The sequence below is a fragment of the Pseudoxanthomonas japonensis genome (assembly GCF_043632995.1).
Classification (GTDB): Bacteria; Pseudomonadota; Gammaproteobacteria; order Xanthomonadales; family Xanthomonadaceae; genus Pseudoxanthomonas_A; species Pseudoxanthomonas_A japonensis.
Genome location: NZ_CP171632.1, coordinates 4,044,718 through 4,057,203 on the forward strand (window position 1 = coordinate 4,044,718; position 12,486 = coordinate 4,057,203).

The 12,486-nt window shown below is 66.1% G+C and carries 13 protein-coding genes; 4 read left to right on the forward strand and 9 right to left on the reverse strand.

Annotation, left to right across the window (positions count from 1 at the left end; all coding sequences use genetic code 11):
- The first annotated feature begins 39 nt into the window (after nt 1-39).
- Nucleotides 40-2,391 (forward strand): GH92 family glycosyl hydrolase, encoded by a 2,352-nt coding sequence (locus ACGHX3_RS18940; RefSeq protein ID WP_394695855.1) that lies wholly within the window; start codon nt 40-42, stop codon nt 2,389-2,391.
- 16 nt (nt 2,392-2,407) lie between these two features.
- Here the strand turns inward: ACGHX3_RS18940 and ACGHX3_RS18945 are convergent, their stop codons facing one another.
- The 4 genes from ACGHX3_RS18945 to ACGHX3_RS18960 form a co-directional block, all read right to left on the reverse strand.
- On the reverse strand, nt 2,408-3,145 hold the full coding sequence (locus ACGHX3_RS18945; RefSeq protein WP_394695856.1) for a copper homeostasis protein CutC: 738 nt from the start codon (nt 3,143-3,145) through the stop codon (nt 2,408-2,410).
- The gene (locus tag ACGHX3_RS18950; RefSeq protein ID WP_394695857.1) at nt 3,142-4,155 is read right to left on the reverse strand and encodes a N(4)-(beta-N-acetylglucosaminyl)-L-asparaginase; all 1,014 of its coding nucleotides are present in this window, start codon (nt 4,153-4,155) and stop codon (nt 3,142-3,144) included. Before ACGHX3_RS18950 ends, ACGHX3_RS18945 begins: the two co-directional genes overlap by 4 nt.
- Entirely contained in the window at nt 4,152-5,096 is a 945-nt protein-coding gene (locus ACGHX3_RS18955; protein ID WP_394695858.1) for a glucokinase, read from the reverse strand. The genes ACGHX3_RS18950 and ACGHX3_RS18955 overlap by 4 nt, the downstream gene beginning before the upstream one ends.
- 321 nt (nt 5,097-5,417) lie before the next feature.
- Entirely contained in the window at nt 5,418-6,578 is a 1,161-nt protein-coding gene (locus ACGHX3_RS18960) for an IS30 family transposase (RefSeq protein WP_394695859.1), read from the reverse strand.
- Between the two features lie 201 nt (nt 6,579-6,779).
- On the opposite strand from ACGHX3_RS18960, the gene ACGHX3_RS18965 reads away from it, so the two are divergent.
- Complete coding sequence (locus ACGHX3_RS18965) at nt 6,780-7,550, forward strand: SDR family oxidoreductase (protein ID WP_394695860.1); 771 nt, start codon at nt 6,780-6,782, stop codon at nt 7,548-7,550.
- A 79-nt stretch (nt 7,551-7,629) separates the two neighbouring features.
- On the opposite strand, the gene ACGHX3_RS18970 is transcribed toward ACGHX3_RS18965, so the two are convergent.
- Genes ACGHX3_RS18970 through ACGHX3_RS18980 form a run of 3 tightly spaced genes read right to left on the reverse strand, consistent with a single transcriptional unit; the run spans nt 7,630 to nt 9,822 of the window.
- On the reverse strand, nt 7,630-8,310 hold the full coding sequence (locus ACGHX3_RS18970) for a methyltransferase family protein (RefSeq protein WP_394695861.1): 681 nt from the start codon (nt 8,308-8,310) through the stop codon (nt 7,630-7,632).
- Nucleotides 8,277-9,278 carry a hypothetical protein gene (locus ACGHX3_RS18975; RefSeq protein ID WP_394695862.1) on the reverse strand — a complete coding sequence of 334 codons (1,002 nt, stop codon included), beginning with the start codon at nt 9,276-9,278 and terminating at the stop codon, nt 8,277-8,279. Before ACGHX3_RS18975 ends, ACGHX3_RS18970 begins: the two co-directional genes overlap by 34 nt.
- Entirely contained in the window at nt 9,262-9,822 is a 561-nt protein-coding gene (locus ACGHX3_RS18980) for an RNA polymerase sigma factor (RefSeq protein WP_394695863.1), read from the reverse strand. Before ACGHX3_RS18980 ends, ACGHX3_RS18975 begins: the two co-directional genes overlap by 17 nt.
- A 126-nt stretch (nt 9,823-9,948) precedes the next feature.
- On the opposite strand from ACGHX3_RS18980, the gene ACGHX3_RS18985 reads away from it, so the two are divergent.
- Complete coding sequence (locus ACGHX3_RS18985) at nt 9,949-10,608, forward strand: hypothetical protein (protein WP_394695864.1); 660 nt, start codon at nt 9,949-9,951, stop codon at nt 10,606-10,608.
- Nucleotides 10,605-11,177 (forward strand): cytochrome b, encoded by a 573-nt coding sequence (locus ACGHX3_RS18990; RefSeq protein ID WP_394695865.1) that lies wholly within the window; start codon nt 10,605-10,607, stop codon nt 11,175-11,177. The genes ACGHX3_RS18985 and ACGHX3_RS18990 overlap by 4 nt, the downstream gene beginning before the upstream one ends.
- A gap of 142 nt (nt 11,178-11,319) precedes the next feature.
- Here ACGHX3_RS18990 and ACGHX3_RS18995 read toward each other — a convergent pair whose 3' ends face one another.
- Together ACGHX3_RS18995 and ACGHX3_RS19000 are read right to left on the reverse strand one after the other, a co-directional pair.
- The gene (locus ACGHX3_RS18995; protein WP_394695866.1) at nt 11,320-12,351 is read right to left on the reverse strand and encodes a glycoside hydrolase family 43 protein; all 1,032 of its coding nucleotides are present in this window, start codon (nt 12,349-12,351) and stop codon (nt 11,320-11,322) included.
- On the reverse strand, nt 12,348-12,476 hold the full coding sequence (locus ACGHX3_RS19000) for a hypothetical protein (protein ID WP_394695867.1): 129 nt from the start codon (nt 12,474-12,476) through the stop codon (nt 12,348-12,350). Before ACGHX3_RS19000 ends, ACGHX3_RS18995 begins: the two co-directional genes overlap by 4 nt.
- Nucleotides 12,477-12,486: the final 10 nt, after the last annotated feature.

A 12,486-nucleotide genomic window follows, 5' to 3' on the forward strand; every position in this document is an offset into this window, starting at 1 on the left:
CTAATTTCCCGCAATTCGACCGATCCAAAAGGCGTTGAGATGAAGCAGCTCGGTGCGGCGGCGGTGATACTGGCGGGACTCGCGGGAACGTCCACTTTCCTGCCGGGCGACGCACTTGCGGCGCCATCCAGCGTGGGCGATGCGGCCTACCGGGCGGTCGATCCCTTCATCGGCACGGGCGGCGAAGGCCACACCTTCCCGGGCGCTACCGTGCCGTACGGCATGGTCCAGCTCTCGCCGGACACGCGTATCCAGCCGCGCAAGGATGGCTACGGGTGGGCAGCGGGCTATCGCTACGACGACACGACCATCGTCGGCTTCTCGCACACGCATTTCTCGGGCACGGGTCACTCGGACCTGGGCGACCTGCTGCTGATGCCCACCACCGGCGAGCTGAAACTCGAGCGGGGCGATCCTGACAAGCCGCGCAGCGGTTACACGTCCCGCTTCCGCCATGCGACCGAAACCGCACAGCCCGGCTACTACGCGGTCACGTTGGACGATCACGAGGTACGCGCCGAACTGACCGCCAGCCTGCGCGTCGGCATGCATCGCTACACGTTTCCCAAGGACAAGCCGGCCCATGTGGTGCTGGATCTGCGCACCAGCATGTACGACTACCCCGGCAAGATCTCGTGGTCGCGGGTGCGCGTGCGGCCGGATGGTACGGTGACCGGCTTCCGCGAAACGCGCGGCTGGGCACCTGGTCGACAGCTCTACTTCGCCATGCGTTTCTCGCAGCCGATCACCGGCCACCAGCTGCACAACACCGAACAGGACATTCCCTACAAGGGGTTCCCGCCGCCGGGCGAGAAGGATCCCGGCCAGCGCGCACAGATCGAGGGGCGCCAGTTGGTGGCGGCGTTCGACATCGCACCCGCTTCCGGCCAACCGCTGCTGGTGAAGGTCGCCATCTCGCCGGTCAGCGAAGAGGGCGCCATCGCCAACCTCGATGCGGAAGCACCGGACTGGGATTTCGACGGCATGCGCGCGTCTGCGAAACAGCAGTGGAGCGACGCACTTGGCGCCGTCGAAGCCAAGGGTGACGCCGCGCAGCGCACCAGTTTCTACACCGCGCTGTACCACACGCTGCTGGGCCCCACGCTCTTCATGGACAGCGACGGCCGCTACCGCGGCCCGGACAACGCCGTGCATCAGGCGAAAGGTTGGACGAACTACTCCACCTTCTCCCTGTGGGACACCTATCGTGCACTGCATCCGCTTGCCACGTTGATCCAACCGGAGCAACGCACCAACGATTTCGTCAACTCGCTGCTGGCGTCACGCCGCGAAAGTCCGTACGGGGTGCTGCCTGTCTGGTCGTTCCACGGTCTGGAAACGTGGTGCATGATCGGCTATCACGCCGTCCCGGTGATCGCGGACGCCTACATGAAGGGCATCCGCGGCTACGACGCCGACGAAGCGCTGCAGGCCATGGTCGCCAGCGCCAACTACGGCCCCTACGACGGCATCGCCGCCTATCGCGAACTCGGCTACGTGCCGATCGACGAAGAAGGCGAAGCTGCGAGCAAGACGCTGGAGTACGCCTACGACGACTGGACCATCGCGCAGATGGCGCAGGCGATGGGCAAGGCCGATGTGGCGGAGGAGTTCAGCCGGCGCGCGGCCAACTGGAAGCATGCGTTCGATCCGGGCACCGGCTTCATGCGCGCCCGCAAGCGCGATGGTGCGTTCCGCGAGCCCTTCGATCCGACCGCCAGCGGCTACGGCACCGACTACACGGAAGGCAATGCCTGGCAGTACTCCTGGTACGTGCCCCAGGACGTCGCAGGACTGGCGGCGGCGCATGGCGGCAGCGATGCGTTGCTCAACATGCTGGATGCCGTGTTCGACGCCAAGGTCGATCCGTCTGTGTTCGAGCATATGGAAGACATCACCGGGCTGATCGGCTGGTATGCGCATGGCAACGAGCCCAGCCACCATGTCGCCTACCTGTACGCCTATGCAGGGCAACCTTGGCGCACGCAGGCGCGCTTGAAGCAGATCATGGACACCCAGTATGCGCCTCGGCCCGACGGCCTGGCCGGCAACGACGACCTCGGCCAGATGTCGGCCTGGTACGTGTTCACTGCGCTCGGCTTCTATCCGGTCACGCCGGGCAGCAACCAGTACGTGCTCGGTCGTCCGTTCCTGCCTCGCGCCACGCTGCATCTCCCCAACGGCAAGCGCTTCACCGTCGTCGCCGACGGCCTCGACGCTGCGCACACCTACGTGGGCAGCGTGACGCTCAACGGCAAGCCGCTGGGCCGGACCTATGTGGAACACGCGGAGATCCTGGCGGGCGGCGAACTGCGCTTCACCATGCAGGCGGCGCCGGACAAGGCGCGCACGGGTGCCGCGCTGCAAGCCCCTTACTCGATGACGCGATAAGACCCGCGCATTCTGCTCAGCCCCGCTGCGCGCCGGCATCCAGCGCCGCGCGCAGGGCACGGATGCGTTCGGGATCGGTTTCCGTCCAGTCGGAGGGCAAGCCCTCCAACGCCGTCGCGCGAAAGCGCATGGCCGACACCCGTAGCGCCTTGGCGGACGCATGGAACTCATGGGCGCCTGTGGCGACCGCAAGCGCCGCGACGTTGCCGGCATCGATACCTGCCCCCGGCATCACCACGATCCGCCCTGCCGCCTGTCGCACACGTGCGCCGACATTCCCCGCGCCCTCCATGGCCGTGGCGCATCCGCCCGACGTCAGTACCCGTGCGAAGCCAAGCCCGATCACCTGCTCCAGCGCTTCCGCAGGATTCCGTGCGACATCGAATGCACGGTGGAACGTGACCGGCAGCGATCCCGCCGCGGAGACAAGCTGTCGGCACAAGGACAGATCGACGTTTCCATCGGTATCGAGCGCACCGACCACGATGCCATCGCACCCCAGGCGGACGCAGCTCTCGATGTCCCGAAGCATCACCTCGGCTTCCTGCGCGCCGTATAGGAAATCGCCGGCGCGCGGCCGCACGAGCACGAACAGGGGAATCCGCAGACGCTCGCGCGTGATCGCCAACGTGCCGTAGGACGGCGTCGTCCCGCCGTATGCCAGTCCTTCGCACAGTTCCACACGGTCCGCACCGGCATGCTGCGCGACCAAAGCCGAGGCGAGCGAGCCTGCCGCTATCTCAAGTACGTTCACGCGCCCTCGCCGTAGACCGAGTCCGACGCCAACAAAGCGTCCTGCTTGCGCGCATCGCATACCGCGTACACGAACCCACCGTGCAATGCGTAGGCGCCTACGTCGCCATGCCGGTTGATGGCGAGGAAGCAGACCTGCAGCGACTTGCTGGCTTCAGGACGCTTACGTACCACCCTCTCGATGGCCTCGCGGCATGCGTCCATCGGCGTGCGGCCCTGGCGCATCAGTTCCACCACCAGGAAGCTCGCCGCGTTGCGGATCATTTCCTCACCCACGCCCGATGCCGTCGCTGCGCCCACTTCGTTGTCCACGTACAGACCTGCGCCGATGATAGGACTGTCGCCGACACGCCCGCGCATCTTCCAGGCCATGCCGCTGGTCGTGCACGCACCGGCGAGACGGCCCGTGCGGTCGATCGCCAGCATGCCCAGCGTGTCGTGATTTTCCTTGTTGCCAGGCTTCAGGGTCCGCTCGACGTTGATCTGGGGTGCGTACTTCGCTCGTCCGCGCCATTCCCTCCATGCATGTTCCGCTTCAGGCGTCAGCAGGCGCTGCTTCTTGAAGCCCTGCGACACGGCGAACTGCTGCGCACCTTCGCCGACCAGCATCACGTGCGGTGTTTCCTCCATCACCCGGCGCGCGACGCTGATCGGATGGTCGATGTCCTCCAGCGCCGCCACGGCACCGCAGCGTCCGTCGCCATCCATGATGCTGGCGTCCAGCGTCAGCACGCCGTCCCGGTCCGGATTGCCGCAGCGTCCGACCGTCGGGTTGCACAGGTCGGTCTCGGCCCACCGTGCACCCTGCTCGACCGCGTCCAGTGCGCTTTCTCCCGCCGACAGGCGCGTCCACGCCGCTTGATTGGCGCCAACACCGAAGTCCCACGTGGACACCACGCGCCCTCCCTCGACGGTGGCGCGATCGCCAGCTCCAGCGACGGTCGCCCGCGACATCGCCATGGCCCCGGCCGACAGGGCCACCTGGCCCAGAAACCTTCTCCTACCCTTCATGCGTGCTCCTCGATGGAATGTCCATAGCGGGACGAGGCATGCGCCCGCCAGTACATGGCGGCGCCCGCCAGGCCCAGTTGCCCATGATCGATGCGCCAGACGGGCGGCAACAGCCGATCCGCCGTGAATCTGGTCGAGTAGCGTTGCTGGAACGGTCCGGCATGCAGAAACGAGGCAATGTGCGTGGTCACACCGCCTGCTAGATAGACCTCGCGCGCTCCCAGCGTCAGTACCAGGTCTGCGACAAAACTGCCGAGCCAGGCGCAGAAAACGTCCAGCGTCTCGCGAGCCACCCCATCACCGGCCAACGCCGCGCCAACAATCTGTTCTGAGTGCTGATGAGCCGGGGACCCACCTCGCATGCGAGCCAGGACCTCGTACAGATTCTTCATCCCAGTACCCGACAGCACACGCTCGGTATCCACGTGCGGCCATCGCACGGCGAGGCTGCGCACGATCTCCAGCTCCAGCGGGGAATTCGCCGCCAGGGCGGCGTGGCCCGACTCGGTCAAGAGCACCTCTGTGCCCCTGCGATCAAGGCACATCGCGGCACCGAGCCCGGTGCCGGGTCCGAGCACCAGCGCGGGTGTCCGCAGGCCATCATCCCTCTGCCCCGGCAGTAGTGGAACGAGCGTGTGCCGCTGGATCCCCGGAAGGGCATGGGCAACTGCACCGAAGTCATTGATCAGGACCAATGAAGCAAGCCGCGCAGCATCTGCGGTTGCCACGACGGAGACCTCCCACGGCAGGTTGGCGTTGACCAAGCGGTCGCCGTGCAGGTATCCGGCAATGGCCACGACCGCATCCCAGTCCGTCTCTCCGCCTGGTTCACCTGCTATCCGGCTGAAATATTTGTTCAGGATATGCGCCAGTGAAACATGGTCCCTGCAGCGATAGACCACGACGTCCCGCACCGCCTGACCGTCACGGGTCCACCCCAACCTTGCATTCGTCCCGCCAACGTCGGCAACAAGGCAGGCCTTGGCGTGGCTCCGCACGGCATCCACTGATGGCTCCCCCTGCAGGCAGTGATCATTCGCAGGCGGCGATCATCGCATTAAATCGATCCAAATTTGGCGCGGATGGTCAACTGCGCAGGCCGCGAGAGCTATACCCCCAACACAAGCTACAGCCTCCCCGGTAGCGCGATGGCGGCGTGGCGCGCGTGGGATGGTTGTGGCAAACCTTGTTGAGCGGCATTCCGGTGTGATCCGCACGCCTACAACTCAGACTTGATCCTATGTCTGCTTCCGGCCTTGGATTCAACCGATCGACGCAACAGTTTTTCGATATCGCTCTGCTGGTGTTTCGTAGTCCAGCGTCTTGCGTGGCCGCTCGTTGAGCTGGCGCGCCACGGCGTCCAGCTTGGCCTGCGAGACGTTCGCCAGGTTGATGCCCTTCGGGAAGTACTGCCGCAGTAGTCCGTTGGTGTTCTCGTTGGTACCGCGCTGCCAAGGATGATGCGGATCGCAGAAGTAGACCTGGATGTCCGTGGCCAAGGTGAAGCGGCGGTGCGCCGCCATTTCCTTGCCCCGATCCCAGGTCAGCGACCGGTACAGCTGCTTCGGCAGGCGGCGCGCATTCTTGATCAGTGCATTGACCACGGTCTCGGTGTCCTTGCCTGCCACCTTCACCAGCATCAGATACCGCGTCTGTCGCTCCACCAGCGTGGCGATCTGACTGTTCCGGTCACCGAACAGCAGGTCGCCTTCCCAATGTCCTGGCACGGCCCGATCTTCGGCACTTGCCGGCCGCTCGCTGATCGAGACGGTGTCGGCAATCCGACCGTGGTTCTCTGTCTTCTGGGTGTGGTGTCGTGATCGACGCATCGCCCGCGTGCGCCTCAGATGGACGAGCAGTTCCTGCTTCAGCGCCCCGCGCGACTGGATATAGAGCGTGCAATAGATGGCCTCGTGGGACACTTGACGGCTCGCATCATCGGGATAGGTGCGTTTGAGCCAGCCGGCCACCTGCTCAGGCGACCACTGCCGCTGGATCTTCTCTGCCACGCGAGCAGCCAAGGCTCGATGCAGCGCCAGCTTACAGGGCTTGGGGCGCCGCGCCCGGTCCCAGGCGGCATGGTCGGCCTGGCTGGCGCGGTAGCCTTCAGGGCCGTCGTTGCGATCGATCTCGCGACTGATCGTGGATGGCGCCCGCCCCAGCAATGCGGCAATCGTGCGGATCGATCGTCCCGCCGCCAAGCCGCGGGAGATCTCCTCGCGCTCGGCCAGGCTCAGCACCCTCGGAGATCGACGCCTCACTGGCGGACGAATGCCGCCGTGCTCGGCCAAGATGTTCCGCACTGAGCTGTGGTGCCGGTCAAACAGGGAGGCGATCTGGTGCAGCGACTCGCCCTGCTGCCAACGGTTCCACATCAGCGCCTTCTGGGTGTCGGTGTAGTAGATCCTCTTCCTACGCTTCATCTGCAACACTCCCACTGCCTATGCAGCTATCCGTGTGTTGCATCGATCATATGAATCCGCGGCCAGGAACAGACACATCGGACGCAAGCAGCCCCGAAATCGCACATCACGCTGCGCCGCAAGGTACGAAAGCAAGAAACGGATAGTGACTGGCGACAAGGGCCGATAGATTCTCCCGACACAAAGAGACGGGAGTTGCAGATGGATGTATTGGCAAAGAAGGTGGCCATCGTCACGGGCGCCAGTTCCGGCATCGGACGCGCGACGGCCAGGCTATTCGCGAGAGAAGGCGCGAGCGTCGTGGTGAGTGGGCGCCGCCACGCCGAACTCGACGCGCTCGTCGGCGAAATCGAAGAGGCGGGCGGGCATGCCATCGCGGTTGCGGGCGACGTCAGGCGCGAAGAAGTGGCGAAGGCCCTGGTCGACGCGGCCGTCACCCGCTTCGGTGGCCTTGACGTCGCGTTCAACAATGCGGGGGTGGTGGGAGAGACGAAGCCCATCGCGGAGATGTCGCTTGACGAATGGCGCGAGACGCTCGACACCAATCTTGCCAGTGCGTTCCTGGGCGCCAAGTACCAGGTGCCGGCCATGCTGGCGCGCGGCGGAGGCTCGCTCATCTTCACGTCCTCCTTCGTCGGCTACACGGCCGGCTTACCCGGCATGGCGGCGTATGCCGCCAGCAAGGCGGGCCAGATCGGCCTGGTCAAGGCGTTGGCGGCCGAGTACGGCGCGAAAGGGGTCCGTGTGAATGCCGTGCTCCCCGGAGGCACCGACACGCCCGCCAGCATCACCAACGCGCCAGACGCCACGCCGGAGGTGCTGGCCTTCGTGGAGGGCCTTCATGCGTTGAAACGCATGGCCTCGCCGGAAGAGATTGCGCGCGCCGTCCTGCATCTCGCATCGGATGCGTCGAGCTTCATCACCGGCACGGCCTTTCTCGTTGACGGCGGCGCGTCCATCGCCCGAGCCTGACGCGGAACGACGTCCGCCTCGGTCGGAATCCGACATCGGCCGGATCGCTGCAAGCTCGCTTCGACTGCGACGCCAGCCTCTAGATCACCCCGGGAACCAGTGCCTTGGTGCGCCGCCTGTATGCCGCGTAGGCAGCGCCGAATTCCTCGCTGAGCCAGCGCTCCTCCACGCCGAGTTTGCGCCAGAAGGAGGCCAGCACGATCGCAACGGCAAGGAGACCCCGCCAGTCGCCTACCTTCAGCGCGGTGCCCAGGAATGCGAGCAGAAGACCGGTGTAGATGGGGTGGCGGATGTACCGGTAAGGGCCGGACTCGATGAGCTCGTGATCCTGCTTGAGCTGGACGACGCTGCTCCAGTTGCGCCCCAGGATATGCCGCGACCAGCAGGCCAGCATTGCACCCGCGGCGGCGAGCGCGAGACCCACTCCTTTGGTCCACAACGCCTTGGGAATGAAGCGCTCGTTGAGGAAGCTGCCCTGGAACCAGTCGCTTGGCCCGAGCAGCAGGAAAGCCATGAGCAAGGGTGCCCAGTAGACGACAAGCTGGAGCAACAGGGATTCGGTACGACTGGAGCGCTTTACGCCGCGGGCGCTCCACAGCCAGAAGAGTCCGACCGTCGCCCAGACCATCTTGAACCCGAGGGATATGAGATCCAAAAGGGATTCTCCAGGTATCGCCATCACCATCCGGCCGACCGGTCCGGCGCCTTTCCGATGCTCGGACTCGACTACCGGAACGCGTCTTGCCAGTTCAACCACCATGCCTTGGGGGGACGTGGAATACGCTCCCACCACAGATTCATCGCGTGCATGCTGCCACGCGACCACGCGTCCCGATGCGGGGCGTCGACCGGCAGGTCGAGAAGCGTTGCCAGCTTCGGATAGACCGGGCCGCTGGCAAGTGCGGGATAGCGCGTCAGCAGGCTGAGCAAGGCGAAGCTGTCTGATGCGGTCGCCTCGCGGACGACGGCCTCCTCGGCCCCGGGCGGACGCTTTCCCTCCGCCATCGCCAGGTCCAGTCGCTGGACGGCGGCACGGAAGGCGGGACTCGACATGGTGGAGAGCGGAATGCCGCTGCGCGCCGCGTCGAAGTCCAGACGCGATCCCGCAGGCACCAGCGTCTCCTGCCCGTCCACGCGATGCATGATCCAGCCACTGGTCACGTGGATCGTCCCTTCGCCCTGCGGGTTGCGGCTCATCTCGAACTCGCAGCCCAGGTCGACGGTTTCACTGGCGCCCGCTGCAATGCCGAAGTACCCGGGAGGCGCCCAGATGCGCGCACGTACGCGACCTTCCAGCAGTTCCAGACGATGATGGCCACCGCGCGTGTCCAGCAACCGGATCCGCGTTCCCGGCAGCACGTCCATGCGGCCGATGCGCGCCACCCGGACCGTGGCCGATTCTCCGGCGCTGGTCGTCAGCATGTTGCCGACGCCCAGCGTGGCCGGAAGTGGTCCGGCATCCGCGTCGACCGCCCACTGCCGACGTTCGTCCCAGTGCAGGCGCCAGGGCACCCAGACGGCGACGGCTGCCATGCACGCCGCAAGCGCGACGGCGCTTGCGATTACGGCGCGGCGCGTGCGCCTGCGCGGAACGATCGGCGGTCCCGCAGACCACACGCGCTCGGGTGCCGGCACATGCCGATACCGGCCCAGCAACGAGGTCAGGCGCGCCAGCGTCTCGTCGCCGGACTGCTGCGGATCCCACAGCGGATCAGGTTGTTCGGTCATCACCCCTCTCCTCGTGCCGCGCGGTCATGCCCAGCGCATCGCGCAGCCGGGCCATGCCGCGATGGAGGTTCACGCGGACCGACTCCGGCGTCATCCCGGTCAGGCTCGCGATCTCCGGACCACTCAGGCCTTCGACCAGTCGCAGCATCAGCGTTTCGCGATAGGCCTCGGGCAAGCGCCGGATCGCACGCAGGGCTTCGTTCGCCTGGGCGACAGATTCGGGACCCGCACCCGGCCACGCAGGATCGTCGGCTTCCGCAAGGACCCGTTCCTCGACCCTGGAAACCGGACGGTTCCGGCGGGCAATCTTCGCGATCCACGCACCGAAGGACGCGGGATCGCGCAGTTGCGCCAACCGGTCGAACGCGATGACGAAGGTTTCCTGCGTCAGTTCTTCCGCCCTGGCGCGCGAGGTCATGCCCAGGTGGATGGCATGCACCAGTGGCGCGAACGTGCGGTAGAGCCACGCGAACGCCGCCTGCGCGCCTCGCTGCGCGTCCTGCACCTGCCTGGCGATGTCAGCGGGATCGATCGTGGCCTTCATGGCCCATGGAGTCCGGAGTGGCGTGGAAGCAGAGGGCGGTCCGGGCGGAAGTGTTAACACGCCAGGCGCGGTTAACGGAGCGTGGCGATGCCGGCTCTTCTCTTCTGCACCCACCGGAGACCGCCCATGTCGCGCTCCACCCCCTTGGCCCTGCCGCGTGTCGCACGCACATGCGTCCTGTTGCTGGTTGCCGCGTGCGCACCACCGGACACCGCCGCGACGCCCGTCGTCGGACTGCCCTGCGAGGACTGCGACGTCCCCTTGATCGGCCTGCCCCCGGACCCGCCCGCCATCGCCCGACTGGCACCCGACGACGAACCCGGCGAGCGCCTGCGCCTGACCGGACAGGTGATTGATGCGGAAGGCAAGCCGCGCGGCGGCGTGGTGGTGTACGCGCACCAGACGGACCGGCAAGGCCTCTACCCGGGCGAAGGGGGCGACCGCGATGCAGGCATCCGCCAGCACGGGCGCCTGCGCGCATGGGCCGCCAGCGATGCGGACGGAACGTACACCTTCCTGACAATCCGTCCCGGCAGCTACCCGGGCAGCACCATGCCACAGCACATCCACCTGTACGTCATCGAGCCCGGCTGCGCGCTGTACTACATCGACGACGTGCTGTTCCGCGACGACCCGCACCTGACGGCCTCGGCCGCACGCAAGGCGAACAAGGGACGCGGGGGTGGCGGCATCGTGGCGCCGGTGCGGACCGCGGAAGGATGGCTCGCACGTCGCGACATCGTGCTGGGCCGGAACATCCCGGGGTATCCCGGATGCGCACCGTGAGAAAGCCCGTGTTGGAACGCTATCCCTTGCCGCTGCGCGTGCTGCACTGGCTGCTCGCCCTGCTGCTGGCGGTGCAGTTCACGCTCGGCTTCGTGGCGGAGTACGGCGTCGTGCGGTGGTCGGAGGCACTGCTGCGGCTGCATTTCCGGCTGGGCATGCTGATCCTGGGCCTGACGGTGCTACGACTCTGTCTGCGCCTGGTGATGTCCATGCCGGCAGTGGACACCGAGGAACCACCCGGCCTACATCGTGCGCGATCCTGGATCCATGGCCTGCTTTATCTGCTGGTGCTGGCATTGCCGCTCAGCGGGCATGTCATCTGGGTATGGATGGGCGCGGATCGCACCTTGTTCGGCGGTCTCGAGATGCCGGCGCTGTTCGTCCCGCCGGACGAGGAAACCGGACGCGCCGTCGCCTGGTACGTGCATGTGTACGGTGCGTGGATCCTGCTGGGACTGGTGTGCCTCCACATGCTCGCGGCGATGTTCCACCAGTGGACGAGAGGGGACGATTTCATCGCCCGGCGCATGGGGTTCAAGCGGCTTCAGCAGGAAGAACGCGAGGCGTGAGCTCTCTGGCGAACTCCCGATGTCCAGCGGCTACGGATGAATCCGGATACTGCCGGAACCGCATCCGTATGTCGTTGCTTCCCGCTCACCCGAGAGACGAATCCGGACAGCGACCCGCTCCCGTACTCGCTTGCCGCACCCTTCAGCGAGCGGAAGGCTGCCGCTCAGGCACTACGGATACTCCCTCGTCGGTCTGGAGCACGGGCTTCATGCTTCCATCCTCGTCGTACTGCAGGTAGTGGGCCGTGACCGCACGCCTGCCGATGGCACCGTTCTGGTCGCCGATGGTGAGGGCGGCGTTGTGCAGGAACAGATAGTCCCTGCCCTTGAACGTGGCGATGCCGGGATGGATGGTGAAGCTGTACTTCCCCGAACCCGTGAGTTCGCCGCGATACGTCCACGGCCCCTGGATGGAAGGGGCGGTGGCGTAGGACACCTTCTCGTCGCGGTGGGTCGCACGGTCGAGCGAGGCATAGGTGAGGTAATAGAGATCGCCACGCTTGTGCAGCCACGGGCCTTCCTCGAAGTGTGGTGGCGTGATCTCGGTGATGGGGCCGTCGATCTCGATCATGTTCGGCTTCAGCCGGGCGATGTAGCAATGCCGGTTGCCCCAGGCGATCCAGGTGGTGCCATCGTCGTCGGTGAACACCGTCGGATCGATGTCCTCCCAGCTGTGCGTGCCCTTGGGCGTCATCGCATTAGTGATGAGGGCCGCGCCCTTCGCATCGACGAACGGTCCCGTCGGGCGGTTCGACACCGCGACCGCGATGGCCTTGCCCGGCTGCGTGTCGTCGTGTTCGACCGCGGCGTAGAACCAGAACCGGCCATCCTTCTCGATGGCCTGTGACGCCCAGGCATCGGCCTTGGCCCAGGCGAAGTCGGCCACCTGCATGATCGGACCGTGGTCGACCCAGGTCGCCATGTCCGTCGTCGAATAGACCAGCCACTCGCGCATGGTGAACATCTCGTCGCGCTGCGCCTCGTCGTGTCCGACGTACAGGTACAGACGATCACCCACCACCAGCGGCGCCGGATCGGCGGTGAACTTGTCGCGGATCAGCGGGTTCGACCGTGGCGTCGGCGAAGTGGGCTCCTGCGCCCACGACTCCCCTGCCCACGGCAGCATCAGCGCTGCGCAAAGGCACAGCGTGCCTGCGGTGCGATGCGGCTTCATGGTGTTTCCCCCTTCGTGGACTGGTCCGGTGTGGCGATGGCGACCATGACATCGCCCTGCGCACGGACCGGAGTGGCGCCCAGCCACGCGATCGCCGCGAGCGCCATGCCGCGGAAGGCGGTCATGCGAGGTTGA

Coding starts and splice junctions, on each gene's coding strand:
- ACGHX3_RS18960 (WP_394695859.1), bottom strand. CDS start 6,578: ATGAAGCGTAGGAAGAGGATCTACTACACCGACACCCAGAAGGCGCTG.
- ACGHX3_RS19000 (WP_394695867.1), bottom strand. CDS start 12,476: ATGACCGCCTTCCGCGGCATGGCGCTCGCGGCGATCGCGTGGCTGGGC.
- ACGHX3_RS18985 (WP_394695864.1), top strand. CDS start 9,949: ATGTCGCGCTCCACCCCCTTGGCCCTGCCGCGTGTCGCACGCACATGC.
- ACGHX3_RS18995 (WP_394695866.1), bottom strand. CDS start 12,351: ATGAAGCCGCATCGCACCGCAGGCACGCTGTGCCTTTGCGCAGCGCTG.
- ACGHX3_RS18970 (WP_394695861.1), bottom strand. CDS start 8,310: ATGGTGGTTGAACTGGCAAGACGCGTTCCGGTAGTCGAGTCCGAGCAT.
- ACGHX3_RS18980 (WP_394695863.1), bottom strand. CDS start 9,822: ATGAAGGCCACGATCGATCCCGCTGACATCGCCAGGCAGGTGCAGGAC.
- ACGHX3_RS18975 (WP_394695862.1), bottom strand. CDS start 9,278: ATGACCGAACAACCTGATCCGCTGTGGGATCCGCAGCAGTCCGGCGAC.
- ACGHX3_RS18950 (WP_394695857.1), bottom strand. CDS start 4,155: ATGAAGGGTAGGAGAAGGTTTCTGGGCCAGGTGGCCCTGTCGGCCGGG.
- ACGHX3_RS18965 (WP_394695860.1), top strand. CDS start 6,780: ATGGATGTATTGGCAAAGAAGGTGGCCATCGTCACGGGCGCCAGTTCC.
- ACGHX3_RS18940 (WP_394695855.1), top strand. CDS start 40: ATGAAGCAGCTCGGTGCGGCGGCGGTGATACTGGCGGGACTCGCGGGA.